Here is a 26,353-nt window from a genome sequence, read left to right as displayed (position 1 = left end):
TGTTTGGTCTGGAACGCAAAGTTGAGTATATTAGCAGGTTACGTTTAACTCTGCAGTGGGCCATGTCCTATATCAAGATTCGCGGTGCGCGCACCCACAACCTGAAAAACATCAGTCTCGACATCCCGCGCAACAAGCTGGTCGTCATCACCGGCTTGTCCGGTTCGGGCAAATCCTCCCTCGCCTTCGACACCCTCTACGCCGAAGGCCAGCGGCGCTATGTGGAATCGCTTTCCGCTTACGCGCGCCAGTTCCTGCAGTTGATGGAAAAGCCGGACGTTGACCTGATCGAAGGTCTGTCGCCCGCGATTTCCATCGAACAGAAAGCCACCAGCCACAACCCGCGCTCCACCGTGGGCACGGTCACGGAAATTCACGACTACCTGCGCCTGCTCTACGCTCGCGTGGGCGACCCGCATTGTCCGGAGCACCATACCAAACTCGAATCCCAGAGCGTTTCGCAGATGGTGGACCACGTCCTGGCGCTGCCGGAAGATACCAAACTGATGATCCTCTCGCCGCTGGTCGCTGGTCGCAAGGGCGAGCAGGTCGACTTGTTCGACGAACTGCGTGCCCAGGGTTTTGTGCGCCTGAGGGTGGATGGCGAGGTATACGAAATCGACCAGCCGCCCAAGCTGGAAAAGAACAAGAAGCACACCATCGACGTGGTCGTCGATCGCGTCAAGGTGCGCGCGGACCTCAAGCAACGCCTGGCGGAATCCTTCGAAACCGCGTTGCGCCACTCGGAAGGCCGCGCCCTGGCGGTCGAAATGGAAACTGGCAAGGAGCACCTATTCTCCGCCAAGTTCGCCTGCCCGGTGTGCAGCTATTCCCTGGCAGAACTGGAACCGCGCCTGTTTTCCTTCAACAACCCCATGGGCGCCTGCCCCAAGTGCGACGGCCTGGGACAGATCAATTTCTTCGACCCCAAGCGGGTAGTCGCCTTTCCGCACCTGTCGCTGGCATCCGGCGCCGTCAAGGGCTGGGACCGCCGCAACCAGTTTTTTTTCCAGATGCTGCAGGCGCTGGCCATGCACTATGGCTTCGATCTCGAGCAACCCTTCGAGGAACTTCCGCCCCGGGTGCAGGAAATCCTGCTTTACGGTAGCGGCACTGAATCTGTTGGCTTCAAGTATCTGGGCGAACGCGGCGGCTTTCAGGTGCGCGCGCACCCGTTCGAGGGCATCCTTCGCAACCTGGAGCGGCGCTACCACGAAACCGATTCCCTCACGGTGCGCGAGGAACTGGCGAAATACCTCAACCACCAGACCTGCCCGAGTTGCGAGGGCACGCGACTGCGCCAGGAAGCCCGTCATGTCACGGTTGCAGACCAACCGATATATGAAATCAGCCATCTACCGCTGAAACAGGCGCTGGAATTTTTTCAGGGCCTGACGCTCACCGGGCAGAAACAGGCCATCGCCGAACGCATCGTCAAGGAAATTGCCAGCAGACTGCAATTTCTCACCAACGTCGGGCTGGACTACCTCTCGCTCGACCGCTCCGCCGACACCCTGTCCGGCGGCGAGGCGCAGCGCATCCGCCTGGCCAGCCAGATCGGTTCAGGCCTGACCGGTGTCATGTATGTGCTGGATGAGCCTTCCATCGGCCTGCACCAGCGCGACAACGACCGCCTGCTCGGTACCCTTATCAGATTGCGCGATCTGGGTAACAGCGTCATCGTGGTGGAACATGACGAGGACGCCATCCAGACCGCCGACTATGTAGTCGACATGGGACCCGCTGCTGGCGTACATGGCGGCGCCATCGTGGCCCAGGGCACGCCCGACGAAATCAAGGCCAACCCAGCCTCTCTGACCGGACAATATTTGAGCGGGAAACGCAGCATTGCCGTGCCAGGGCAGCGCATGGCACCCGATCCCAAGCGTACGATGCAGATCATCGGTGCCAGCGGCAACAACCTGAAGCAAGTTACGCTCAACCTGCCGGTTGGCCTGCTGGTTTGCGTTACGGGCGTATCGGGTTCGGGCAAGTCCACACTAATCAACGACACGCTGTATCACGCCGTGGCTCGCCACCTCTACGGTAGCAACGCCGAACCTTCGCCCTATGAAGAACTGACCGGACTGGAGTTCTACGACAAAGTAATCAATGTTGACCAGAGCCCGATCGGGCGCACGCCGCGTTCCAATCCGGCCACCTATACCGGACTCTTCACGCCGATCCGAGAGCTTTTTGCCGGCGTACCCGAATCACGCAACCGTGGTTATGGCCCAGGTCGATTCTCTTTCAACGTCAAGGGGGGGCGCTGCGAAGCCTGTCAGGGCGACGGAGTGATCAAGGTGGAAATGCATTTCCTGCCTGATATATACGTACCTTGCGACGTGTGCCACGGGCACCGCTACAATCGGGAAACACTGGAGATCAACTACAAAGGCAAGAATATTCATCAGATTCTTGAGATGACAGTGGAACTGGCGCGCGAGTTTTTCAGCCCCGTACCAGTCGTGGCGCGCAAGTTGCAAACCCTGCTGGACGTGGGTCTGGGCTACATTACCCTGGGCCAGAGCGCCACCACCCTCTCCGGCGGCGAGGCGCAGCGCGTAAAGCTATCTCTGGAGCTATCCAAACGCGATACGGGCAGGACGCTATATATTCTGGACGAACCGACCACTGGTCTGCATTTCCATGATATCGAGATGCTCCTGGCAGTTCTGCAGCGGCTGCGCGAGCACGGCAATACAGTTGTAATCATCGAGCACAATCTTGATGTCATCAAGACGGCCGACTGGGTAGTGGACCTCGGCCCTGAAGGCGGGAACGGCGGAGGACGAATCATTGCCGAAGGCACCCCGGAAGACATCGCCGCCAATCCGGACAGCCATACGGGCAAATACCTGGCCCATGTATTGCGCTAGGAAGTGCAGCGGACCGGGTCGCCGACTTTAATATCCAGCAGCGCTGCAGCATTGCCGCAATTAAGTGCGATCTCGATCAGGCCGATACTGTTCTCATACCAGAATGGCTGCCCGCTTGGAGCATCCGAAAACACCGCAGCATAGGGCAGCACTGCAGAACCCAGCAAGAGTTTATCGCTGTGTTTCATCGTCTCGGCACGCAGGCCGGTCATGGCGTTGCCATAATGATCTAGGTAAATGATTTCACCCAGATCGCCGGCATCGAGAGCGACCTGCAGTCTTACCGTGTCGGCCAGTTTACCGTGCGGGAAAGCACCCTTTTCAATCAGTGCGGCAATCGGGGCGAACAGATCCCGGCCGTGAAATGAACGCGATAAATTTTCAGGACGCCAGATAATGCGCCACAGCTCGACTTTGCTGGCGCGAGCAGCGACAACAGAAAGCAAACCGTTGTCCGGCCCGATATACCATTTCTCGTCGGCCAGCATCACTACCGCGTCACGTTGCGTACCGACACCTGGATCGACAACGGCCAAACACACACAGGCGATTTGAAACTGTGGCACCAGCGCTGCGAGAAGGTGCGCGCTAGCCTTAATGTCGAAATTCGGCGCGGAGTGCAAGAGATCGACAATTTCCACACCCGGCGCGTGCGTCCAGATTGCCGCTCGCATCTGGCCGGAATATATATCTACAGCGCCATAATCTGTAAAAAGAAGAATCATGATCGCATTTTATTCTCATTACTGAAGCAAACTAGAGTTGCAGACGATAAAAAAGCCGAGCAAGCTCGGCTTTTTTATCGTCTGCTTAACTGAAGTTAAGCGGCGCTTTCTTCGACTGCTTCTGCACCTTCAGGGCGATCAACCAATTCAACAATCGCCATTGGCGCATTATCGCCCAAGCGGAAGCCGCATTTCAGGATGCGCAAGTAGCCGCCATTGCGGGTTTGAAAACGTGGGCCCAGTTCATCGAACAACTTGACCACCATTTCACGATCACGCAGACGGTCAAAAGCAAGACGACGATTAGCCAGCGAAGGCTTTTTGCCAAGCGTGATCAGCGGTTCGGCAACACGGCGAAGCTCCTTCGCTTTCGGCAACGTGGTCTTGATGACCTCGTGACGCAGCAGGGAATTAGCCATATTGCGCAGCATCGCCAGACGATGGCTAGTGGTGCGGTTCAGTTTGCGGTTAGATAAACGGTGACGCATAACAAATCCTTTTTTTACAAAGTTTCCAGGTACCCAGTATTAACCGGATATCAGGACTTCTCTAAACCAGCGGGCGGCCAGTTTTCCAGTTTCATGCCCAAGGTCAGACCCTTGGAAGCCAGTACATCCTTAATTTCGTTCAAAGATTTACGGCCCAGATTAGGGGTCTTGAGCAACTCGGTCTCAGAGCGTTGAATCAGGTCGCCGATATAATAAATGTTTTCAGCCTTAAGGCAGTTGGCAGAGCGAACTGTCAGCTCAAGGTCATCAACCGGGCGCAGCAGAATGGGGTCGACTTGCGGGCTGCGCGGCGCTTCAACTTCCGTCGGCGTACCCTTAAGTTCGGCAAAAACCGACAACTGATCGACAAGAATGCGCGCTGCATAGCGAATCGCTTCTTCCGGATCAATCACACCGTTGGTTTCAATATCCACGATCAGCTTGTCAAGGTCGGTGCGCTGCTCAACGCGAGCACTTTCCACGCCATAGCTGACACGACGCACCGGACTGAAGGACGCATCAAGCATGATCGCTCCAACCAGGCGCTCTTCATCGGCAACACGGCGAGCCGCCACAGGCAAGTAGCCGCGACCTTGCTCAATCTTCAGCGTCATGTTGATTTTGCCACCCTTGGTCAGGTGAGCAATCACATGTCCTGGGTTGATGATTTCCACATCATGCGAGGTCTCGATGTCGCCAGCCGTTACCGGGCCTTCACCGCTTTTCGTAAGCGACAAGGTGGTTACGGTACTGTTGTGCAGTTTTAACGAAATACCCTTCAGGTTCAGAAGGATATCAACCACATCTTCCTGCACGCCTTCAATTGAAGAATATTCATGCACCACACCGTCTATCTGTACCTGGGTAATTGCGTACCCGGGCATGGAAGACAACAGAATACGACGTAGAGCATTGCCAAGCGTGTGGCCATAGCCGCGCTCGAACGGCTCCATAGTCACGCGGGCTTTACTCGGGGATTGACTTTGTACATCAACAATCCGAGGCTTGAGAAACTCAGCGGTGCTGCTTTGCATGGATTGAAATTCCTCTAATTGGTTCTTCGATCAATTACTTCGAGTACAACTCGACTACGAGATGCTCGTTAATTGTCGACGGCAGTTCGGAACGTTGCGGTTTAGCCTTGTAAGTACCCTTGAACGCCTTGGCGTCCACCTCGATCCATTCCGGGAAACCGCGTTGTTCAGCAGCAGCCAGGGCTCCCTTTACACGCAAGTGATTCTTTGCGCGCTCGGTAACTTCAACCACATCGCCCGGCTTCACTTGGTAAGAAGGAATATTGACGCGACGACCATTCACCAGAATTCCGTTGTGACGTACAACCTGACGCGCTTCGGTACGGGAAGCGCCGAAGCCCATGCGGTAGGCAACGTTATCCAGGCGGCACTCAAGCAACAGAAGCAGGTTTTCGCCGGTAATACCACGCACCCGGTCGGCTTCCTTGTAATACCCACGGAACTGACGTTCCAGAATGCCGTAAATGCGACGCAGTTTTTGTTTTTCACGCAACTGAACGCCATAACCGGAAAGACGGGTGTTTTGCTTCTGACCGTGCTGACCAGGTGCGTAAGCTCTACGCTCAACCGAGCACTTGTCGGTAAAGCATTTCTCACCCTTCAGAAACAGTTTTTCTCCCTCGCGGCGGCACTGACGGCACTTAGGATCGAGATTTCTAGCCAAAGTAATTCTCCTGCAAAAATATTTGCCGTGTTAGATACGCCGCTTCTTGGGCGGACGACAACCGTTGTGCGGAATCGGGGTGACATCGGTAATACCGGTAATCTTGAACCCGACTGCATTCAAAGCACGCACAGCAGACTCACGGCCTGGACCAGGTCCCTTGATACGAACTTCCAGGTTTTTAACACCGTATTCCTGTGCTGCTTTACCAGCATGCTCCGCTGCAATCTGCGCAGCGAAAGGTGTACTTTTACGCGAACCGCGGAAACCACTACCACCGGAGGTGGCCCACGACAATGCGTTACCCTGACGATCAGTGATCGTCACGATAGTGTTGTTAAAGGATGCGTGAACGTGCGCGATACCTTCCGCTACATTCTTTTTAACTTTCTTGCGCACCCGTACGTTTGGTTTAGCCATAACTTTTCCTTATACTTTCCGCGGTCAGATTATTTGGTTGCGCGGATTGCCTTGCGCGGGCCTTTGCGTGTCCGGGCATTGGTACGGGTACGCTGACCACGAACCGGGAGACCACGACGATGGCGCAAACCACGATAGCAGCCAAGGTCCATAAGACGCTTGATGCTCATCGTTACTTCGCGGCGCAAATCACCCTCGACGGTGAACTTGCCAACTTCATCTCGCAGCCGCTCAACATCACTGTCGCTCAGGTCCTTGATTTTGGTTGACGCATTAACACCGGCAGCGGCGCAAATCAGCTGGGACCGGGTACGACCGATGCCATAAATGGCAGTCAGTGCGATCTCGGTGTGTTGATGGTTCGGGATATTTACCCCTGCAATGCGGGCCATTCAGTCACTCCAAACAGCAAAAATTAGAATTGAAAAAGCGCGGATTCTATCACCAACAGAAACAACAATCAACCTTGACGTTGCTTATGGCGTGCTTCTTCACAAATAACACGTAATACACCCTTCCGGCGCACCATCTTGCATTTCCGGCAGATCTTTTTAACCGAAGCACGTACTCTCATTTAGCATCTCCTTAGAGCTGGTCGTCGGCATACTGCCGACATATCTGTTACTTGGCGCGAAAAATTATGCGCGCCCTGGATAAATCGTAAGGTGTTAATTCAACCGTCACCTTGTCTCCGGGAAGGATGCGGATGTAATGCATACGCATTTTTCCCGAAATATAGCCCAGTACTACATGGCCATTTTCAAGCTTGACGCGAAAGGTCGCATTGGGAAGATTTTCCAGTACCTCCCCTTGCATCTCAATCGTGTCTTCTTTTGCCATTCAGTAATTCGCTCTATTCAAGTTCAGCGGGGCAATATGCCGCCGCCTTTAAAATTTGCTTTTTTCAATAAACTTTCATACTGGTGCGACATAAGGTAAGTCTGCACCTGTGCCATAAAGTCCATCGTCACGACCACAATAATCAGAAGCGAAGTCCCACCGAAATAAAATGGAACATTCCACTTAACAATCAGGAACTCGGGCAACAAGCACACCAGTGTTATATACAGGGCACCAGCAAGCGTTAAGCGCGCCATAATCTTGTCAATATACTTTGCCGTTTGATCACCAGGGCGTATCCCTGGGACAAAGGCGCCACTTTTCTTCAAGTTATCAGCAGTTTCCTTGGGATTGAAAACCAATGCCGTATAAAAGAAACAGAAAAAAATGATTGCTGTCGCGTAAAGCATTACATACAACGGCTGGCCAGGCGAAAGAGTGGATCCGATGTCCCGCAACCATGTCATCTTTTCGCTGCTGCCAAACCATCCCGCCAACGTTGCCGGAAACAAAATAATACTAGATGCAAAAATAGGAGGGATTACACCCGCCATATTAAGCTTCAACGGCAAATGCGAGCTCTGTCCGCCAACGACATGCTTACCGACCTGCCGCTTTGCGTAATTAACCAGAATCTTGCGTTGGCCTCGTTCGACAAACACCACGAAGCCTGTCACTGCAATAGCCGCCATAAACAGCATGATGACCAAGGGGATCGAGAACGCACCCGTTCGAGTCAATTCCAGCGTACCCCCGATTGCATGCGGTAAACCGGCAACAATACCCGAAAAAATAATTATCGAAATACCGTTACCAATACCACGCTCGGTAATCTGCTCACCCAGCCACATGAGAAACAAAGTGCCGGTCATCAACGTAATTACGGTTGTAGCGCGAAACATCAAACCCGGATCAATAACCAGACCTTGCTGCGCTTCTAGTGCAATGGCAATCCCAATACCCTGAAACAAGGCGAGTGCGACAGTCCCGTAGCGGGTGTATTGTGTAATCTTTTTTCGTCCAGCTTCACCCTCTTTCTTCAGCTGTTCCATCTGTGGCGAAACCACAGTCATCAACTGCATGATGATAGATGAAGAAATGTACGGCATGATCCCAAGGGCAAACACTGTAAATCTTGACAGTGCGCCACCCGAAAACATGTTGAACATTCCAAGAATGCCGCCTTGCTGGGACTTAAACAACTGTGCCAGTACGCCAGGGTCAATACCAGGCACGGGGATGTGAGCCCCGATACGGTAGACAACCAAAGCGCCAAGCACAAAAAACAAACGCTGCTTCAGGTCCGAGAATTTACCAGCACCTGCGCTGGCTTGTTTGCCCTGCGCCAAAATTACTCCAGACCCTTAATGCTGCCGCCAGCCGCTTCAATCGCAGCTCTTGCACCCTTGGTTACCAGAATACCATTAAGCGTTACAGCTTTTTCCAGCTTACCAGTCAAAAACACCTTGGCACCAAGGGCTTCTCCTGAAACCACACCAGCTTGCTTGAGAACCAGTAAATCAATGGTGTCGACAGGCAGGTCATTAAGAGCGGACAAACGCACTTGAACGACATTTCCCTTAGTCAGCGACTTGAATCCACGCTTAGGAAGGCGACGCTGCAGGGGCATCTGACCACCTTCAAAACCTACTTTATGAAAACCACCTGCACGGGACTTTTGACCCTTGTGGCCGCGTCCGGCAGTCTTGCCCAGACCGCTTCCTATGCCACGACCGACGCGACGCTTCGCGTGCTTGCTACCCTGAGCTGGTTTAAGATTATTAAGCTGCATTTATGCCTCGCACTTCAACAGGTAAATGACTTTGTTGATCATGCCGCGCACCGACGGAGTATCTTCTACTTCGACAGTGTGGTTCATACGGCGCAGACCGAGACCACGCACACATGCACGGTGCGACTCAATGGTGCCGATGGTGCTTTTCACCAGCGTCACTTTCAAGGTTTTAGTTGATTTTGACATCGCTTATCCCAGAATTTCTTCCACCGACTTGCCGCGTTTTGCCGCGACTTCGGATGGCGTATTCATAGCCTGAAGACCGTTGATAGTCGCACGAACCATGTTGTAAGGGTTCGTGGAACCGATACACTTGGCCAGCACGTTGTGCACACCCATGACTTCGAAAATTGCACGCATTGGTCCGCCTGCAATAATTCCCGTACCCTCAGACGCGGGCTGCATATAAACCTTGGCAGCACCGTGCGTTCCGGTAACAGCATGATGCAACGTCCCATTTTTGAGATTTACTTTCACCAGGTTACGGCGAGCTTCATCCATCGCTTTCTGCACGGCCACCGGAACTTCTTTGGCCTTACCCTTACCCATTCCGATACCGCCTTCACCATCACCGACGACGGTCAGCGCGGCAAATCCCATAATCCGGCCGCCCTTCACCACTTTGGTGACGCGGTTTACCGAGATCATTTTTTCGCGCAAACCGTCGCCGCGATCTTCCATATCCATTTTTGCCATCATCGTCCCCGCTTAGAACACCAAGCCATTTTCACGTGCTGCTTCGGCCAATGACTTAACCCGGCCGTGGTACCTGAAGCCAGAACGGTCAAAAGCAACCTTTTCAATTCCAAGGCTTTTCGCCTTTTCAGCAATACGCTTGCCCACGATCGATGCTGCAGCAGCATTACCGCCGTTTGCAAGGTCTTTGCGCACTTCCACTTCCAGCGTAGAAGCACTGGCCAGAACTTTGCCGCCAGATGCATCGATGATCTGGGCATACATATGGCAATTGGTACGGTGCACAGCAAGCCTAACCACTTTCAACTCAGCGAGTTTGGCACGGGTTTTGCGTGCCCTGCGCACACGAGCTTGATTTTTATTCATGACTCTAGCCTCGATTATTTCTTCTTGGTTTCCTTGATCACTACCACTTCATCAGAGTAGCGAACACCCTTACCTTTATAAGGCTCAGGACTGCGATAAGCACGCACCTCAGCGGCAACCTGCCCGACTTGCTGCTTATTGATACCCTTAATCAGGATTTCAGTCTGCGTCGGAGTTTCGACCTTGATGCCAGCAGGCATGGGGTGTTCTACCGGATGAGAAAAGCCAAGAGCCAGACTCAAAACATCACCCTTTGCCTGAGCTCGGTAACCAACGCCCACCAAAGTTAGCTTCTTTTCAAAACCTTGCGAGACACCCTTTACCATATTGGCAATCAGGGCACGTACAGTTCCCGACATCGCGCCGGCCTGTTGCGAGTCATTCGCAGCAGCACACTGCAGATGATCCCCCTCACGCACAACGGTCACATCGGAAGTCAAAGCTTGGCTCAAGGTTCCCAGCGTGCCTTTGACGGTAATTTGATTACCCGACAAGGTCACTTCCACGCCAGAAGGAACAACTACAGGATATTTAGCAATTCTGGACATGCATCACCTCATCATGCCACGACACACAAGACTTCACCGCCAACACCGTTGGCTCGCGCCTTACGGTCCGTCATCACACCCCGGGAGGTGGAAACAATAGCGACACCCAAGCCATTCATAACCTTGGGCAAGTCCTGACTGCCTTTATAAATACGCAGGCCGGGACGGCTTACGCGCTCAATTTTTTCAATTACGGGGCGTCCAGCATAGTATTTCAGCTGCACCTCAAGAACCGGCTTTCCAGCCTCATCACGAACCCCGAAGTCCTCGATGTAGCCCTCTTCCTTCAGTACGCCTGCAATTGACACCTTCACTTTAGAGGAAGGCATTGCCACCACGACCTTGTCGGCTCGTTGCGCGTTGCGGATACGGGTCAACATATCGGCGATCGGATCACTCATACTCATTGTCGTATTCTCCCGTTACCAGCTAGCCTTGGTCATGCCTGGAATCTCTCCACGCATAGCCAAATCCCGCAGTTTGCTGCGCCCCAGACCGAATTTACGGTAAGTACCACGTGGGCGACCCGTTAGCGCGCAACGATTGCGCAAGCGAACCGGGCTTGCATCACGCGGCAATTGCTGAAATTTCTGACGCGCGGCAAAACGCTCTTCATCACTCAATTTGACATTGTTGATGGCTGCCAGCAGCTCAGCGCGCTTGGCGGCGTATTTCTTTACCGTTTCACGACGCTTAAGGTCGCGATTGATTACTGATGTTTTCGCCATATCTACCTCAGTTCTTGAACGGGAAGCTAAACGCAGCCAGCAAGGCACGAGCTTCTTCGTCTGTTTTGGCAGTAGTAGTAATAGTAATGTTCATGCCACGCAACGCATCAATTTTCTCGTACTCAATTTCCGGGAAAATGATTTGTTCGCGCACGCCCATGTTGTAGTTACCACGACCGTCGAAGGACTTTGCGGAAATTCCCCGGAAGTCGCGAATACGCGGAATCGCAACACTTACCAGGCGATCCAAAAATTCGTACATACGCTCCTTGCGCAAGGTTACCTTACAGCCAACCGGATAACCCTCACGGATCTTGAACCCGGCAATAGACTTTTTCGCATTGGTAACTACCGGCTTCTGACCAGCAATCTTCTGCATGTCGCCAACTGCATGCTCCATAACCTTCTTATCCGCAACAGCCTCACCCACACCCATATTTAGAGTGATCTTTTCGATGCGCGGCACTTCCATCACGGACTTGTAACCAAACTGCTCAATCAGCTGTTTAGCTACCGTATCTCTATAAAAATCATGCAAACGAGCCATGTCTAATCCTTACGCGTCAATCACTTCGCCGTTCGACTTGAAGAAGCGCACTTTTCGCCCGTCTTCCAGCACTTTAACCCCGACACGATCAGCCTTCTTGGTGGCGGGATTGAACAGAGCCACATTGGAAATATCCAGCGGCATCTCCATCTCAACGATACCACCAGCCTGACCTTTTACAGGGTTTGGCTTCTGGTGCTTTTTAACCTTATTGGCACCCTCAACCAGAACCTTATTTTCCAGCATGCGCAGAATCACCCCACGCTTGCCCTTATCTTTTCCGGTGGTAACGATGACGTCATCACCCTTGCGAATTTTATTCATTTCGCCCCCTTACAGAACTTCAGGTGCCAGAGACACGATTTTCATGAACTTCTCGCCACGCAACTCGCGCGTAACGGGGCCAAAAATACGCGTCCCAATAGGCTCAAGCTTGTTGTTGAGGAGAACCGCCGCATTGGCATCGAACTTGACCAACGAGCCATCAGGACGGCGTACGCCCTTGGCGGTGCGAACCACCACGGCATTGTAGACATCACCCTTCTTGACGCGACCGCGGGGGGCAGCATCCTTGATGGTGACTTTGATGATATCGCCGATTCCGGCGTAACGACGCTTGGATCCGCCCAATACCTTGATGCACATAACGGAGCGCGCACCGGTATTGTCTGCCACATCCAGCCGAGTTTGCATTTGAATCATTTATTTCTCCAACTTAAGCCGTCAATGCCCGGTTCCTTGCAGAACCGAAGCCATCGCCAACGGTCAGTTTTGGACCCCATGGGCAGCGACGGCCGCTTCAGGGGGTGACGCCAACAAAAGACGGCTATTGTATATTGGTTTTAGCGCTAACGCAAGAACAAGAGATCAAACAGCCTTTTCAACCAGCTTGCTGACACACCATGCCTTGGTTTTTGCCATCGGACGACTTTCCTGGATTTCTACCAGATCACCTTCATGAAACTCGTTATTCTCGTCGTGAGCGTGGTATTTCTTCGAACGGCGAATAATCTTGCCGTAAAGAGGATGCTTTACCTTACGCTCGACGAGCACGGTAACAGTCTTGTCCATCTTGTCGCTTACCACGCGCCCTACGAGCGCGCGCGTCGTTGCTTTAACCTCGCTCATGCTTGTCTCGCCTTCTCACTCATAATGGTACGCACTCGGGCAATATCCTTACGCACTTTGCCCAACTGGTCCACCTTGTTGCTCTGTTGGGTGGAAATCTGCATACGCAGGCCAAATTGCGCCCGCAGCAATTCAACCATCTCCTGATTCAGCTCTTCAGCCGACTTGGCTCTCAATTCGCTGGCATTCATATTAGCTACCTACATGTCGAAGGACAAAAGTGGTGGCAATCGGAAGTTTGGCGGCCGCCAGGCGGAAAGCCTCGCGTGCTAATTCTTCACTTACCCCATCCATTTCATAAAGCACTTTGCCAGGCTGAATTTCAGCCACGAAGTACTCCGGATTACCTTTACCATTACCCATCCGGACTTCGGCAGGCTTGGAAGAAATCGGCTTGTCCGGAAAAATACGAATCCAGATACGGCCACCGCGCTTGATATGACGCGTCATGGCACGACGCGCTGCTTCAATCTGGCGCGCAGTCAAACGACCACGGCCAATCGCCTTAAGTCCGAATTCACCGAAATTTACCTTGTTGCCGCGCGTCGCGATGCCGGTATTGCGGCCCTTTTGCTGTTTGCGGAATTTTTGTCTAGCTGGCTGCAGCATGTTTCGCTCCTGGCTTTCTCGCTCTCTTTACCGGCTCAGCAGCAGGTGCTGCCACTGGCAGCTCGCCCTTGCCAAGTGCCTCACCCTTGAACACCCAAACTTTAATACCGATAACCCCATAAGTGGTTTTCGCTTCTGCGACGCCGTAATCGATGTCGGCGCGCAGCGTGTGCAATGGCACGCGGCCTTCGCGATACCATTCAGTACGCGCGATCTCGATACCGTTGAGACGCCCGGCACTCATGATCTTGATACCCTGAGCACCGAGACGCATGGCATTTTGCATCGAACGCTTCATCGCACGACGAAACATCACGCGTTTTTCCAACTGAGAAGCAATATTCTCTGCAATAAGCGTCGCATCGACTTCGGGCTTACGGATTTCTTCAATATTCAGGTGGACAGGTACGCCCATCATTTTCTTCAGCTCGGTTTTCAGGGCTTCGATATCTTCGCCCTTCTTGCCGATGACCACACCTGGACGCGCACTGTAGATCGTAATCTTGGCATCGCGGGCCGGACGCTCGATCATGATGCGACCTACCGCTGCGTGAGCAAGCTTCTTCTTCAGAAATGCGCGCACCTTGATGTCTTCATGCAGCATGCCTGCGAAGTTCTTGCTATTGGCGAACCACTTGGACGACCAGTTTTTCAGTACGCTCAGGCGAAAGCCGGTTGGATGTATCTTTTGTCCCATAATATTCCTCTTCTGCCCTAGCGGTTAATCGCCAACCGTAACGGTTATATGGCAAGTCGGTTTCAGGATGCGCGCACCACGGCCTTTTGCTCTAGCGCGGAAGCGCTTGAGCGTAGAACCTTCGTCCACACAGATGGTTGAAACTTTCAACTCGTCGATGTCGGCACCTTCATTGTGCTCGGCATTGGCGATTGCCGATTCGAGCACCTTCTTGATAATAACCGCACCTTTTTTCGGGCTGAAGGCCAGGATGTTCAGAGCACGTTCAACCGGCAGACCGCGAATCTGGTCAGCAACCAGACGGCCTTTTTGTGCCGAGAGGCGTGTACCGCGTAATACTGCACTAACTCTCATCATGTTCTCCTATTTCTTCGCCTTCTTGTCCGCAGCATGCCCTTTGAAGGTGCGCGTCAAGGAAAACTCACCCAGCTTGTGACCCACCATGTTCTCATTTACGAAAACCGGGATATGTTGCTTGCCGTTATGAACAGCAATCGTCAAACCAACGAAGTCAGGCAGAACCGTGGAACGGCGCGACCAGGTTTTAATCGGGCGCTTGTCGTGTGTTGCACGAGCGGCATCGATCTTCTTGATCAGATGCGCATCAACAAACGGGCCTTTTTTAATAGAACGAGCCATAGCTATTACCTCTTATTCGAAGGACGACGGCGCACAACCATATTCTGGGTGCGTTTGTTCCGGCGGGTACGGTAACCCTTGGTCTGTTGACCCCATGGGCTCACAGGATGGCGCCCAGCTGCGGTCTTACCCTCGCCACCACCGTGCGGGTGATCAACCGGGTTCATCACCACACCGCGAACGGTAGGACGCACGCCGCGCCAACGCATTGCACCGGCTTTACCGATCGAACGCAGACTGTGCTCGGAATTGCCTACTTCACCGATCGTCGCCTTGCAATCGACATGAACGCGGCGAATTTCACCAGAGCGCAAGCGGAGTTGCGCATATGCACCTTCTCGCGCTAGCAACTGGATCGATGTCCCTGCTGAGCGGGCGAGTTGCGCGCCTTTACCGGGCATCATTTCCACGCAGTGGATCGTCGTTCCAACAGGAATATTGCGCAGCGGCAGCGTATTGCCCGCCTTAATCGGGGAATCCGAACCACTCACCAGCTGTTGACCGACGGTTGCACCCTTGAAGGCGATCACATAGCGACGTTCGCCATCGGCGTAGCACAACAACGCCAGGTGCGCGCTGCGGTTTGGATCATACTCAAGCCGTTCAATCTTCGCAGGAATGCCATCCTTGTTACGACGAAAATCCACCAAGCGGTAATGCTGCTTGTGACCGCCGCCTTGGTGACGTACCGTGATGCGACCATTGTGGTTACGTCCAGCATTTTTTGACTGACTCTCGAGCAGGGGAGCATAAGGCGCGCCCTTGTGCAGGTCAGGGTTAACCACCTTGACAACCGAACGACGCCCGGGGGATGTCGGTTTAACTTTAATCAGTGCCATATCTTCTCTCCTACTCGCCAGCCATGAAATTAAGTTCCTGGCCCGGCTTCAAAGATACATAAGCCTTTTTCCAGTCCTTGCGGCGGCCCTGCATTTTGCCAGAGCGCTTCTGCTTGCCCTTGACGTTGGCCATTTGTACGCCGGCAACTTCAACTTTAAACAACATCTCAACGGCGGCCTTAACTTCGGGCTTGGTAGCGCTTCCGACAACACGCAGCACCACCTGTTGATATTTATCCGCCACCATTGTGGCTTTTTCGGAAACCTGTGGCGCCAGAATGACTTGCATCAAGCGCTCTTGTGTGGAAGTATTCGCAATCATCCCAGCATCTCCTCGAATTTCTTGACTGCCGCGCGAGTCATCAGCACATTGGGAAAACGCACCAGGTTGACAGGGTCGGCATGCTGCGCTTCAACAATCAGAACATGAGGCAGGTTGCGTGACGACAGGTAGAGATTTTCGTCCACGTCATCCGTTACCACCATGACGCTGTCAAACCCCAAGGCTTTAACCTTCTGCACCATCTGCTTGGTTTTGGGAGAATCGATCTTGAACTCTTCCACTACCTGCAGGCGCCCCAGACGAGCCAATTCAGAAAGAATGGCCTGCATTCCAGCGCGATGCATCTTCTTGTTCACTTTGTGAGAGAAGTTTTCATCCGGGCTATTCGGGAAAGTTTTACCACCGCCGCGCCACAACGGGCTGGATGCCATACCGGCACGAGCATTACCCGTACCTTTCTGACGAAACGGCTTGCGCGTACTCTTGGCGACTTCACTACGACCCTTTTGAGCACGGGTAGCCATACGAGCATTGGCCATGTATGCGATTACGACCTGATGCACCAGGTCTTCATTAAATTCACGCCCAAACGCCACATCGGAAGCACTCACACTTGCCGTTGCCTGGCCTTCGTTATTTATAAGTTTCAGTTCCATTATGCACCTGCCTTCACGCCGGGACGAATAAGTACATCGCCACCTTTAGAGCCGGGGATTGCGCCCTTGATCAGCAGCAGTTGACGCTCGGCATCAACGCGCACGATTTCGAGATTTTGTGTAGTACGACGAACAGCACCGAGATGCCCGGCCATGCGTTTACCGGGGAAGACGCGACCGGGGTCCTGCGCCATACCGATAGAACCAGCGCTGTTATGGGAACGGGAGTTACCGTGCGTGGCACGGTTAGAACTGAAGTGGTGGCGCTTGATCGCACCAGCAAAACCCTTGCCCTGCGTGGTACCGGTTACATCAACCAGTTGCCCAACCTGGAACAGGTCAGCACTGACGCCGCTACCAACTGCGAATTTAGCCAGATCATCGGCACTTGCATCAAATTCTTTAAGCGCACGACCCGCTTCCACACCCGCCTTGGCGAAGTGTCCGGCAGCAGCCTTGGTAACACGACCGACGCGGCGTTCGCCACACGTCAATTGAACAGCTGAATACCCATCGATTTCGAGGGTTTTGATCTGGGTTACACGGTTGCCAGAGACATCGACCACGCTTACCGGGACGCTTGTTCCGTCGTCAGTAAAGATGCGCGTCATGCCAACCTTGCGACCTATAAGTCCGAGGCTCATCATTATTTTCCTTAACAATGCCGATTACGATTGACCGGCGGTTTTATACAGCAAAAGAACTATGCGGCTGAAAAAACCGCGAATTATACACAGTTTTTTCAGCCGCCACAAATTTGCTTGAATTGCTTACAACTTGATCTCTACATCCACACCTGCCGGCAGATCCAGCTTCATCAGAGCATCGACAGTTTTGTCGGTTGGATCGATGATATCCATCAAACGAAGATGGGTGCGAATTTCGAATTGGTCACGCGAAGTCTTGTTAACGTGCGGCGAACGCAGCACGTCAAAGCGTTCGATGCGAGTTGGCAACGGCACTGGGCCACGTACGACGGCACCGGTGCGCTTGGCAGTTTCCACGATTTCCAGGGCAGATTGATCGATCAAACGATAGTCGAATGCCTTGAGGCGAATACGGATTTTTTGACTTTGCATAATTTTTCCAAAGAGCGTAGCGGCGGGAACAAGTCCCGCCGCATTAATTAAATTACTCGATTACCTTGGCAACCACACCAGCACCGACGGTACGACCACCTTCGCGAATGGCGAAGCGCAGGCCTTCTTCCATGGCGATCGGCTGAATCAGCGCCACGTTGATGGAGACGTTGTCGCCAGGCATCACCATTTCGGTGCCGGCAGGCAGCTCGATCGCGCCGGTCACGTCGGTGGTACGGAAGTAGAACTGAGGACGGTAGCCTTGGAAGAATGGGGTGTGACGACCACCTTCGTCCTTGCTCAGCACGTAGATCTCGGCGGAGAACTTGGTGTGCGGGGTGATGGAGCCGGGCTTGGCCAACACTTGGCCGCGTTCGACTTCTTCACGCTTGGTGCCGCGCAGCAGCACGCCGACGTTGTCGCCTGCCTGACCTTGGTCGAGCAGTTTGCGGAACATTTCGACGCCGGTGCAGGTGGTCTTGATGGTGGGCTTGATGCCGACGATTTCAACTTCTTCACCAACCTTGACGATGCCGCGTTCGATACGGCCCGTTACCACGGTGCCGCGACCGGAGATGGAGAATACGTCTTCCACCGGCATGAGGAAGGTGCCGTCGATGGCGCGTTCCGGTTGGGGGATGTAGCTGTCGAGGGCGTCGGCCAGTTTGAAGATGGAGGGTTCGCCGATGTCGCTTTGGTCGCCTTCCAGTGCTTTCAGGGCACTGCCGATGATGATCGGGGTGTCGTCGCCGGGGAAGTCGTACTTGGAGAGCAGTTCGCGCACTTCCATTTCGACCAGTTCGAGCAACTCGGGGTCGTCGACCATGTCGGCTTTGTTCATGTAGACGATGATGTACGGTACGCCGACCTGACGGGCGAGCAGGATGTGTTCGCGGGTCTGGGGCATGGGGCCGTCGGCAGCGGACACGACCAGGATGGCGCCGTCCATTTGCGCGGCGCCAGTGATCATGTTTTTCACATAGTCGGCGTGGCCCGGGCAGTCAACGTGCGCGTAGTGACGTGCGGCGGTTTCGTATTCAACGTGGGCGGTATTGATGGTGATACCGCGTGCCTTTTCTTCCGGCGCGCTGTCGATCTGGTCGTAGCCTTTGGCTTCACCACCAAACTTCTTCGACAGGATCGTCGTGATCGCTGCCGTCAAAGTCGTCTTGCCATGATCCACGTGGCCAATCGTCCCCACGTTTACGTGCGGTTTGGTACGCTCAAACTTACCTTTTGCCATGTCAGTTTCCTCTCAATCTCGATAAACGGTTATTTCTTGTTCATTACTGCTTCAGCGACGTTCTTCGGCGCTTCGGAGTAGTGCTTGAATTCCATCGTATAAGTCGCACGACCCTGGGTCAGCGAACGAAGCGTCGTGGAATAGCCGAACATTTCCGCCAATGGAACCTCGGCCTTGATAGCCTTGCCACCACCAGCCATGTCTTCCATGCCCTGAATCATGCCGCGCCGTGAAGACAAGTCACCCATCACGTCGCCCATTTTTTCTTCCGGCGTTTCGACCTCAACCGCCATCATGGGCTCGAGCAGCACCGGGTTGGCTTTGCGCATACCATCCTTGAAGCCCATTGAAGCCGCCATTTTGAAGGCGTTTTCATTGGAGTCCACATCGTGGTATGAACCGTCGAACAACGTAACCTTCACGTCAACAACCGGGAAGCCAGCCAGAACACCGTTCGGCAGCGTATCACGCAAGCCTTTTTCCACCGCGGGAATGTATTCGCGCGGCACGGTACCACCCTTGATGGCGTCAACGAATTCGAAGCCCTTACCAGCCTCATTCGGCTCCATCTTGAGCCATACGTGACCGTACTGACCACGGCCGCCGGACTGCTTGACGAACTTGCCTTCGACTTCCACTGCCTTGCGAATGGCTTCGCGGTACGCAACCTGAGGAGCACCCACGTTAGCCTCGACACCGAACTCGCGACGCATACGATCGACGAGAATTTCCAGGTGCAATTCACCCATACCGGAAATAATTGTCTGGTTAGTTTCCTCATCGGTACGAACACGGAAGGAAGGATCCTCTTGCGCCAGGCGGTTAAGCGCAATACCCATCTTTTCCTGGTCAGCCTTGGTTTTCGGCTCCACAGCAACGTGAATAACCGGCTCAGGGAACACCATGCGCTCAAGGGTAATCACCTTGTTGAGGTCGCACAGCGTGTCGCCGGTAGTCGCTTCTTTCAGACCGACAGCTGCGGCGATGTCACCGGCGCGCACTTCCTTGAGCTCTTCGCGCTGATTGGCGTGCATCTGCAGAATACGACCAATACGCTCTTTCTTGCCCTTCACCGGGTTGTAGATCGTATCGCCGGAATTGACGACACCCGAGTAAACACGGAAGAAAATCAGCTGGCCAACGAAAGGATCGGTCATGATCTTAAAAGCCAGGCCAGCGAACGGCTCATCGTCACTCGCAGAACGCGTGCCGATTTCCCCATTTTCCAGTTCTCCCTCAACCGGCTTCACGTCGGTAGGAGCAGGCATGTACTCGATCACGGCGTCCAGCATCGCCTGGACACCCTTGTTCTTGAATGCAGAACCGCACATCATCGGGACGATTTCGCTTGCCAGGGTACGCTGACGCAAGCCCTTTTTAATATCCGCAACTGACAAATCACCTTCTTCAAGGTATTTGTTCATCAGATCTTCCGATGCCTCGGCCGCGCTCTCAACCATCTTCTCGCGCCATTCCTTCGCAGATGCAACCAGATCGGCAGGGATTTCGCGCTCTTCGAATTTCATACCCTGGGATGCTTCATCCCAGTAAATAGCCTTCATCTTGATCAGGTCGACCACGCCGGCAAAGGTATCTTCAGCACCGATTGGCACCTGCAACGGCACAGGGTTAGCCTTCAGGCGGCTCTTCATCTGGTCGTAGACCTTGAAGAAATTGGCGCCCGAGCGGTCCATCTTGTTCACGAAAGCGAGGCGCGGAACCTTGTACTTGTTTGCCTGACGCCAAACGGTTTCAGACTGAGGCTGCACACCACCTACCGCGCAGTAAACCATGCACGCGCCATCGAGCACACGCATGGAGCGCTCGACTTCGATCGTGAAGTCAACGTGTCCAGGGGTGTCGATAATGTTGATGCGGTGCTCAGGGAAGGACTTGTCCATACCCTTCCAGAAACAGGTTGTAGCCGCGGAAGTAATAGTGATCCCGCGCTCCTGCTCCTGTTCCATCCAGTCCATGGTCGCAGCGCCGTCATGCACTTCGCCAATTTTATGAGACACCCCGGTATAGAAAAGAATACGCTCGGTAGTCGTGGTTTTGCCGGCGTCAATATGGGCACTAATGCCGATATTACGGTAACGTTCGATTGGAGTTTTACGTGCCACAGCTATGCAACCTTAATTTGACTGGTACTGATTAGAAGCGGAAATGCGCGAATGCTTTGTTGGCTTCAGCCATACGGTGCACTTCTTCGCGTTTCTTGATGGCCGAACCGCGGTTTTCCGCGGCATCCATCAACTCACCCGCGAGGCGGATACCCATGGACTTTTCGCCACGCTTGCGCGCTGCATCACGAACCCAGCGCATGGCGAGCGCGGTGCGACGCACCGAGCGCACTTCAACAGGAACCTGATAGTTTGCACCACCCACGCGACGGCTCTTGACTTCCACCATCGGGCGCACGTTGGTCAGCGCCAGGGTGAAAACCTCGATCGGGTCCTTGCCGCTCTTCTTCTGGATTTGATCCAGTGCGCCATAGATAATGCGCTCTGCAACAGCCTTCTTGCCTTGAATCATCAACACGTTGACGAACTTGGCCAGCTCCTGGTTACCGTATTTCGGATCAGGCAACACTTCACGTTTCGGTACTTCTCTACGTCTTGGCATAATCTATACCTCAATCAATCAATTTAAGCGGCTTTAGGACGCTTCGCACCGTACTTGGAACGGCTCTGTTTACGATCTTTCACGCCCGCGGTATCAAGGCTACCGCGCACCGTGTGGTAACGCACACCTGGCAAGTCTTTTACACGACCACCACGAATCAGCACGACCGAGTGCTCCTGCAGGTTGTGACCTTCGCCACCGATGTAGCTGATCACCTCGAACCCGTTGGTCAGGCGCACCTTGGCAACCTTACGCAAAGCGGAGTTCGGCTTTTTCGGCGTGGTGGTGTAAACACGAGTGCAAACACCGCGACGCTGCGGGCAGCTCTCCAACGCAGGCACCTTGCTCTTTTCTTTCTGCAGGGTGCGTGGCTTGCGCACTAATTGGTTGATGGTTGGCATGCGTTAAATTCCTAAATAAAAATGACGGGACGGCCAGGCCGCCCCTGAATTCAATCCTGCGCCCGAGCAGATTCGCCCGGATGTAAAAAGACTCAGGATTTTATTGAGTTAACACCCCGCTGTCAAGCGGGTTGTTCATCGTCCTGCACCGTTTCAGGGAACGCCTCGGCCAGCACGTTCTCCCCCATATCCAGTCCCAGCTTCTGATTGCGCCGCGTATTGTGGTATGCGAGGCCCGTTCCTGCCGGGATGAGACGGCCAACAATAACGTTCTCCTTGAGACCGCGCAGTTCGTCGCGCTTGCCCATGATCGCCGCCTCGGTCAACACACGCGTTGTTTCCTGGAAGGACGCCGCCGAGATGAAGGAATCGGTCGACAGGGAAGCCTTGGTGATACCCAGCAGCATGTAGGTGTACTGCGCCGGCTGTTTGCCTTCGGCCACTGCCGCTTCGTTGGCATCCAGCACATCGGCGCGTTCCACTTGCTCGCCCTGGATGAAACGGGTCTCCCCGGAATCCGAGATGGTTACGCGACGCAGCATCTGACGAACGATCACTTCTATGTGCTTGTCGTTGATCTTCACACCCTGCAGGCGGTAAACGTCCTGCACTTCGTCGGCGATGTAGCGCGCCAGCGATTCCACACCCAGCAGGCGCAGAATGTCGTGCGGATCAGCCGGGCCGTCCACAATCGACTCGCCCTTGTTGACCACTTGGCCGTCGTGCGCGGTCACGTGCTTGTCCTTGGAAATCAGGAACTCGTGTGCAATACCGTCGAGGTCGGTAATGACCAGGCGCTGCTTGCCCTTGGTATCCTTGCCAAACGAAATGGTGCCAGTGACTTCTGCCAGCAAACCTGCATCCTTGGGCGAACGGGCTTCGAACAACTCGGCCACGCGCGGCAAACCGCCGGTAATGTCACGTGTCTTGGACGTTTCCTGCGGGATACGCGCCAGCACCTCGCCCACGTTGACGTCCTGGCCATTTTTCACGGTAATGATGGAGCCGACATGGAAGGTAATATTGACCGGGAGTTCAGTGCCGGCAATCTTGACCTCAACACCGTTTTCATCGAGCAGCTTGACCTGTGGACGTAGTCCCTTGGATTGGCTGGTGCCACGACGTTTCGGGTCGATCACGACGAGCGTGGAAAGGCCGGTCACTTCGTCGATCTGCTTGGCGACGGTAACACCTTCCTCGACGTTCTCGAAACGCACCTTACCGGCGTACTCGGTGATGATCGGGCGGGTATGCGGGTCCCACATGGCCAGCACGTGGCCGGCCTTCACAACCGTACCGTCCATCGACAGCAACGTCGCGCCATATGGCACCTTGTGGCGCTCGCGCTCGCGACCGTTGTCATCGGCGATGATCACTTCGCCGCTACGGGAAATTACGATGGCTTCGTTTTTCGTGTTGGTTACATAGCGCATGGCGGATTCAAAGCGCAACGTGCCATTGGACTTGATTTCGATCTGGCTGGTCACAGCGGCACGTGAAGCAGCGCCACCGATGTGGAAGGTACGCATGGTGAGCTGGGTGCCCGGTTCGCCGATGGACTGGGCGGCAATGACTCCCACCGCTTCGCCGACGTTAACCAGCATACCGCGACCCAAGTCGCGACCATAGCAACGTGCGCACAGACCAAAGCGCGTATCGCAGGTCAACGGTGTGCGCACCTTGACTTCATCGACGCCCAGGGATTCGATCTTCTCGACAGCATCCTCGTCCAGCAGCGTGCCGGCCTCGAACACGGTTTCGCCGGTTTCCGGATGGACCACGTCGGCAGCAACTGAACGACCGAGAATTCGTTCACGCAGGGCCTCGACCACTTCGCCGCCTTCAACCAGTGCTTTCAGTGCCACGCCGTTGCTGGTACCGCAATCCTGCTCGGTCACCACCAGATCCTGGGTCACGTCGACCAGGCGGCGGGTGAGGTAACCGGAGTTGGCGGTTTTTAGCGCCGTGTCGGCAAGACCCTTACGCGCGCCGTGCGTCGAAATGAAGTACTGCAGCACGTTCAGGCCTTCGCGGAAGTTCGCCGTAATCGGCGTTTCGATGATGGAGCCGTCCGGCTTGGCCATCAGGCCGCGCATACCGGCCAGCTGGCGAATCTGTGCCGCAGAACCACGGGCGCCGGAGTCGGCCATCATGTAGATGGAGTTGAAGGACTCCTGCTTGACTTCCTTGCCTTCACGGTCGATCACCTTCTCGCTGCCGAGCTGATCCATCATGGCCTTGGCCACCACGTCGCCGGCGCGGCCCCAGATATCCACCACCTTGTTGTAGCGCTCGCCCTGCGTGACCAAACCGGAGGAGTACTGCATCTCGATTTCTTTCACTTCCGACTCGGCAGCCGCCAGGATACCTTCCTTCTGCGTCGGAACCAGCATGTCGTCGACGCAGATGGAGATGCCGGCGCGTGCCGCATAGGTGAAGCCCGTATACATCAGCTTGTCCGCCAGTATAACCGTCTCGCGCAAGCCGGAACGGCGGAAGCTGGCGTTGATGAGCTTGGAAATCTCTTTCTTCTTCAGCGGCTTGTTGACCACCGAGAACGGTAGGCCCGGCGGCAGAAGTTCTGCCAGCAAGGCACGCCCGACGGTAGTTTCGTAACGGGTGATTTTTTCGATCTTTTCACCGTCCTCGCCCAGCGTATATTCCTTGATGCGCGTGGTGATTTTGGCGTGCAGATCGACCTGGCGCGACTCGTAGGCACGGGAAATCTCCGCCGCATCCGCAAAGAACATGCCTTCGCCCTTGGCGTTGATGGCCTCGCGCGTCATGTAATACAAGCCCAGCACGATATCCTGCGACGGCACGATGATCGGCTCGCCGTTGGCGGGAGACAGGACGTTGTTGGAAGCCAGCATCAGGGTGCGGCACTCCATCTGCGCTTCCAGCGACAGCGGCACGTGAACAGCCATCTGGTCACCGTCGAAGTCGGCGTTGAACGCCGCGCAGACCAGCGGATGCAACTGAATCGCCTTGCCTTCGATCAGGACCGGCTCGAATGCCTGAATACCAAGGCGGTGTAGGGTCGGAGCGCGGTTGAGCATGACCGGATGTTCGCGGATCACGTCTTCCAGGATATCCCAAACTTCCGGACCTTCCTCTTCGACCATGCGCTTCGCTGCCTTGATGGTGGTGGCAAGGCCGAGCACTTCGAGTTTGTGGAAAATGAAGGGCTTGAACAGCTCGAGCGCCATTTTCTTGGGCAAACCGCACTGGTGCAATTTGAGCTGCGGACCGACCACGATCACGGAACGACCGGAATAGTCCACGCGCTTGCCCAGCAGGTTCTGACGGAAACGGCCGCCCTTGCCCTTGATCATGTCGGCAAGGGACTTCAGCGGGCGCTTGTTGGCGCCGGTCATGGCCTTGCCGCGGCGACCGTTGTCGAGCAGCGAATCCACCGATTCCTGCAGCATGCGCTTTTCGTTGCGCACGATGATTTCCGGCGCTTTCAGTTCCAGCAGGCGCTTCAAACGGTTGTTGCGGTTGATCACGCGGCGATACAGGTCATTCAGGTCGGAAGTCGCAAAGCGGCCGCCGTCCAGGGGAACCAGGGGACGCAATTCCGGTGGCAACACCGGCAGGACTTCGAGAATCATCCAATCCGGCTTGATGCCGGATTTCTGGAATGCTTCCAGCACCTTGAGGCGCTTGGCGATCTTCTTGATCTTGGTGTCGGAGCCAGTAGCGGCGAGGTCCTTGTGCAGCTTCTCGACTTCGGTATTGATGTCGATGCCGCGCAACAGTGCGCGCACGCCTTCCGCACCCATGCTGGCGGAGAATTCGTCGCCGTATTCTTCCACCTTGGCCAGATAATCGTCTTCGGTGAGCAGCTGGCAACGGTTCAGCGGGGTCATGCCCGGGTCGGTCACCACGTAGGCTTCGAAGTACAGCACGCGCTCGATGTCGCGCAACGCCATGTCCAGCACCATGCCCAGACGGGAAGGCAGGGACTTGAGGAACCAGATGTGGGCAACCGGCGAAGCCAGCTCGATGTGGCCCATGCGCTCTCGGCGAACCTTGGACAAGGTCACTTCCACGCCGCATTTTTCGCAAATCACGCCGCGATGCTTGAGGCGCTTGTACTTGCCGCACAGGCATTCGTAATCCTTGACCGGGCCAAAGATCTTGGCGCAGAACAAGCCGTCGCGTTCGGGCTTGAAGGTACGATAGTTGATGGTCTCCGGCTTCTTCACTTCACCGTAGGACCAGGAACGGATTTTCTCGGGAGAAGCGAGGCCAATCTTGATGGCGTCGAACTCTTCTTCCTGAGTCACCTGTTTGAACAAATCGAGCAATGCTTTCATGAAAACCTCCAGTTTTGGCTTTCCGCTATCAGCTTGCAGCTGTCAGCTAAAATCTTTAAATACAAAAATTACTTCAGACTCCCCGCCAACATTCGCACTGAG

At 54.5% G+C, this 26,353-nt stretch carries 36 protein-coding genes; 1 reads left to right on the top strand and 35 read right to left on the bottom strand.

Translation table 11 applies throughout. The features are described 5' to 3' along the window. The first annotated feature begins 62 nt into the window (after positions 1-62). Positions 63-2,879, top strand: coding sequence for an excinuclease ABC subunit UvrA (gene uvrA, locus SKTS_RS02945; RefSeq protein WP_173060087.1), 2,817 nt, complete (start codon positions 63-65; stop codon positions 2,877-2,879). Here the strand turns inward: uvrA and SKTS_RS02940 are convergent. From SKTS_RS02940 to rpoC, 35 genes are all read right to left on the bottom strand, one after another. Then, positions 2,876-3,604: an SAM hydrolase/SAM-dependent halogenase family protein gene (locus SKTS_RS02940; protein WP_173060084.1), complete on the bottom strand. Its 729-nt coding sequence runs from the start codon at positions 3,602-3,604 to the stop codon at positions 2,876-2,878. The two genes, uvrA and SKTS_RS02940, sit on opposite strands and share 4 nt — an antisense overlap. A 95-nt stretch (positions 3,605-3,699) precedes the next feature. Beyond that, positions 3,700-4,092: a 50S ribosomal protein L17 gene (gene rplQ / locus SKTS_RS02935; protein WP_173060081.1), complete on the bottom strand. Its 393-nt coding sequence runs from the start codon at positions 4,090-4,092 to the stop codon at positions 3,700-3,702. 50 nt (positions 4,093-4,142) lie between these two features. Further along, on the bottom strand, positions 4,143-5,126 hold the full coding sequence (locus tag SKTS_RS02930; protein ID WP_173060078.1) for a DNA-directed RNA polymerase subunit alpha: 984 nt from the start codon (positions 5,124-5,126) through the stop codon (positions 4,143-4,145). Between the two features lie 34 nt (positions 5,127-5,160). After that, the gene (rpsD, locus tag SKTS_RS02925; RefSeq protein WP_173060074.1) at positions 5,161-5,790 is read right to left on the bottom strand and encodes a 30S ribosomal protein S4; all 630 of its coding nucleotides are present in this window, start codon (positions 5,788-5,790) and stop codon (positions 5,161-5,163) included. Positions 5,791-5,820: 30 nt separating this feature from the next. Then, positions 5,821-6,210 (bottom strand): 30S ribosomal protein S11, encoded by a 390-nt coding sequence (gene rpsK / locus SKTS_RS02920; protein WP_173060071.1) that lies wholly within the window; start codon positions 6,208-6,210, stop codon positions 5,821-5,823. A gap of 29 nt (positions 6,211-6,239) precedes the next feature. Continuing rightward, entirely contained in the window at positions 6,240-6,602 is a 363-nt protein-coding gene (gene rpsM, locus SKTS_RS02915) for a 30S ribosomal protein S13 (protein WP_173060068.1), read from the bottom strand. Positions 6,603-6,670: 68 nt separating this feature from the next. Further along, on the bottom strand, positions 6,671-6,784 hold the full coding sequence (gene rpmJ / locus SKTS_RS02910; RefSeq protein ID WP_173060064.1) for a 50S ribosomal protein L36: 114 nt from the start codon (positions 6,782-6,784) through the stop codon (positions 6,671-6,673). 47 nt (positions 6,785-6,831) lie between these two features. Beyond that, the gene (gene infA, locus SKTS_RS02905; RefSeq protein WP_173060061.1) at positions 6,832-7,050 is read right to left on the bottom strand and encodes a translation initiation factor IF-1; all 219 of its coding nucleotides are present in this window, start codon (positions 7,048-7,050) and stop codon (positions 6,832-6,834) included. 23 nt (positions 7,051-7,073) lie between these two features. Beyond that, positions 7,074-8,399 carry a preprotein translocase subunit SecY gene (gene secY / locus SKTS_RS02900; RefSeq protein WP_173060057.1) on the bottom strand — a complete coding sequence of 442 codons (1,326 nt, stop codon included), beginning with the start codon at positions 8,397-8,399 and terminating at the stop codon, positions 7,074-7,076. Between the two features lie 2 nt (positions 8,400-8,401). Continuing rightward, positions 8,402-8,842, bottom strand: coding sequence for a 50S ribosomal protein L15 (gene rplO / locus SKTS_RS02895; protein WP_173060054.1), 441 nt, complete (start codon positions 8,840-8,842; stop codon positions 8,402-8,404). Continuing rightward, positions 8,843-9,031 (bottom strand): 50S ribosomal protein L30, encoded by a 189-nt coding sequence (rpmD, locus tag SKTS_RS02890; RefSeq protein ID WP_173060051.1) that lies wholly within the window; start codon positions 9,029-9,031, stop codon positions 8,843-8,845. It lies immediately after the preceding gene. Positions 9,032-9,034: 3 nt separating this feature from the next. Then, a complete protein-coding gene (gene rpsE, locus SKTS_RS02885; RefSeq protein ID WP_173060048.1) occupies positions 9,035-9,541 on the bottom strand; it encodes a 30S ribosomal protein S5 in 507 nt (168 codons plus the stop codon). Positions 9,542-9,553: 12 nt separating this feature from the next. Beyond that, the gene (gene rplR / locus SKTS_RS02880; protein ID WP_173060045.1) at positions 9,554-9,907 is read right to left on the bottom strand and encodes a 50S ribosomal protein L18; all 354 of its coding nucleotides are present in this window, start codon (positions 9,905-9,907) and stop codon (positions 9,554-9,556) included. Between the two features lie 14 nt (positions 9,908-9,921). Beyond that, positions 9,922-10,455, bottom strand: coding sequence for a 50S ribosomal protein L6 (gene rplF, locus SKTS_RS02875; protein WP_173060042.1), 534 nt, complete (start codon positions 10,453-10,455; stop codon positions 9,922-9,924). 11 nt (positions 10,456-10,466) lie between these two features. Further along, positions 10,467-10,862 carry a 30S ribosomal protein S8 gene (gene rpsH, locus SKTS_RS02870; protein WP_173060039.1) on the bottom strand — a complete coding sequence of 132 codons (396 nt, stop codon included), beginning with the start codon at positions 10,860-10,862 and terminating at the stop codon, positions 10,467-10,469. Positions 10,863-10,877: 15 nt separating this feature from the next. Continuing rightward, positions 10,878-11,183: a 30S ribosomal protein S14 gene (gene rpsN / locus SKTS_RS02865; protein WP_173060036.1), complete on the bottom strand. Its 306-nt coding sequence runs from the start codon at positions 11,181-11,183 to the stop codon at positions 10,878-10,880. Positions 11,184-11,190: 7 nt separating this feature from the next. Next, the gene (rplE, locus tag SKTS_RS02860; RefSeq protein WP_173060033.1) at positions 11,191-11,730 is read right to left on the bottom strand and encodes a 50S ribosomal protein L5; all 540 of its coding nucleotides are present in this window, start codon (positions 11,728-11,730) and stop codon (positions 11,191-11,193) included. A gap of 9 nt (positions 11,731-11,739) precedes the next feature. Continuing rightward, positions 11,740-12,054, bottom strand: coding sequence for a 50S ribosomal protein L24 (rplX, locus tag SKTS_RS02855; RefSeq protein WP_173060030.1), 315 nt, complete (start codon positions 12,052-12,054; stop codon positions 11,740-11,742). A gap of 9 nt (positions 12,055-12,063) precedes the next feature. Next, positions 12,064-12,432, bottom strand: a complete 369-nt coding sequence (rplN, locus tag SKTS_RS02850) for a 50S ribosomal protein L14 (RefSeq protein ID WP_173060026.1) — start codon at positions 12,430-12,432, stop codon at positions 12,064-12,066. A gap of 165 nt (positions 12,433-12,597) precedes the next feature. Then, the gene (gene rpsQ, locus SKTS_RS02845; protein ID WP_173060023.1) at positions 12,598-12,858 is read right to left on the bottom strand and encodes a 30S ribosomal protein S17; all 261 of its coding nucleotides are present in this window, start codon (positions 12,856-12,858) and stop codon (positions 12,598-12,600) included. Beyond that, on the bottom strand, positions 12,855-13,049 hold the full coding sequence (rpmC, locus tag SKTS_RS02840) for a 50S ribosomal protein L29 (RefSeq protein ID WP_173060020.1): 195 nt from the start codon (positions 13,047-13,049) through the stop codon (positions 12,855-12,857). The genes rpsQ and rpmC overlap by 4 nt, the downstream gene beginning before the upstream one ends. Position 13,050: 1 nt before the next feature. Beyond that, entirely contained in the window at positions 13,051-13,467 is a 417-nt protein-coding gene (gene rplP, locus SKTS_RS02835; protein ID WP_173060017.1) for a 50S ribosomal protein L16, read from the bottom strand. Next, on the bottom strand, positions 13,451-14,164 hold the full coding sequence (gene rpsC / locus SKTS_RS02830; protein WP_173060014.1) for a 30S ribosomal protein S3: 714 nt from the start codon (positions 14,162-14,164) through the stop codon (positions 13,451-13,453). Before rpsC ends, rplP begins: the two co-directional genes overlap by 17 nt. A 24-nt stretch (positions 14,165-14,188) precedes the next feature. Continuing rightward, complete coding sequence (rplV, locus tag SKTS_RS02825) at positions 14,189-14,518, bottom strand: 50S ribosomal protein L22 (protein ID WP_173060012.1); 330 nt, start codon at positions 14,516-14,518, stop codon at positions 14,189-14,191. Between the two features lie 9 nt (positions 14,519-14,527). Next, positions 14,528-14,803, bottom strand: coding sequence for a 30S ribosomal protein S19 (gene rpsS, locus SKTS_RS02820; protein WP_173060009.1), 276 nt, complete (start codon positions 14,801-14,803; stop codon positions 14,528-14,530). A gap of 5 nt (positions 14,804-14,808) precedes the next feature. Further along, positions 14,809-15,642 (bottom strand): 50S ribosomal protein L2, encoded by an 834-nt coding sequence (rplB, locus tag SKTS_RS02815; protein WP_173060006.1) that lies wholly within the window; start codon positions 15,640-15,642, stop codon positions 14,809-14,811. A 10-nt stretch (positions 15,643-15,652) separates the two neighbouring features. Continuing rightward, complete coding sequence (gene rplW / locus SKTS_RS02810) at positions 15,653-15,964, bottom strand: 50S ribosomal protein L23 (RefSeq protein ID WP_198420416.1); 312 nt, start codon at positions 15,962-15,964, stop codon at positions 15,653-15,655. Then, a complete protein-coding gene (rplD, locus tag SKTS_RS02805) occupies positions 15,961-16,581 on the bottom strand; it encodes a 50S ribosomal protein L4 (protein ID WP_173060003.1) in 621 nt (206 codons plus the stop codon). The genes rplW and rplD overlap by 4 nt, the downstream gene beginning before the upstream one ends. Beyond that, positions 16,581-17,225, bottom strand: coding sequence for a 50S ribosomal protein L3 (rplC, locus tag SKTS_RS02800; protein WP_173060000.1), 645 nt, complete (start codon positions 17,223-17,225; stop codon positions 16,581-16,583). The genes rplD and rplC overlap by 1 nt, the downstream gene beginning before the upstream one ends. Before the next feature lie 126 nt (positions 17,226-17,351). After that, positions 17,352-17,660 carry a 30S ribosomal protein S10 gene (rpsJ, locus tag SKTS_RS02795; RefSeq protein ID WP_173059996.1) on the bottom strand — a complete coding sequence of 103 codons (309 nt, stop codon included), beginning with the start codon at positions 17,658-17,660 and terminating at the stop codon, positions 17,352-17,354. 52 nt (positions 17,661-17,712) lie between these two features. After that, positions 17,713-18,903, bottom strand: coding sequence for an elongation factor Tu (tuf, locus tag SKTS_RS02790; RefSeq protein WP_173059960.1), 1,191 nt, complete (start codon positions 18,901-18,903; stop codon positions 17,713-17,715). Between the two features lie 29 nt (positions 18,904-18,932). Then, entirely contained in the window at positions 18,933-21,026 is a 2,094-nt protein-coding gene (gene fusA, locus SKTS_RS02785) for an elongation factor G (RefSeq protein WP_173059993.1), read from the bottom strand. Between the two features lie 31 nt (positions 21,027-21,057). Next, positions 21,058-21,528, bottom strand: coding sequence for a 30S ribosomal protein S7 (gene rpsG, locus SKTS_RS02780; protein WP_173059990.1), 471 nt, complete (start codon positions 21,526-21,528; stop codon positions 21,058-21,060). Positions 21,529-21,551: 23 nt separating this feature from the next. Further along, a complete protein-coding gene (rpsL, locus tag SKTS_RS02775; protein WP_173059987.1) occupies positions 21,552-21,929 on the bottom strand; it encodes a 30S ribosomal protein S12 in 378 nt (125 codons plus the stop codon). Between the two features lie 122 nt (positions 21,930-22,051). Further along, on the bottom strand, positions 22,052-26,251 hold the full coding sequence (gene rpoC / locus SKTS_RS02770; RefSeq protein WP_173059984.1) for a DNA-directed RNA polymerase subunit beta': 4,200 nt from the start codon (positions 26,249-26,251) through the stop codon (positions 22,052-22,054). Positions 26,252-26,353: the final 102 nt, after the last annotated feature.

It is taken from the genome of Sulfurimicrobium lacus (assembly GCF_011764585.1).
GTDB classification, from domain to species: domain Bacteria; phylum Pseudomonadota; class Gammaproteobacteria; order Burkholderiales; family Sulfuricellaceae; genus Sulfurimicrobium; species Sulfurimicrobium lacus.
Note: the sequence above shows the minus strand (reverse complement) of the source record. Positions and strands in the feature narration are given on the sequence as shown.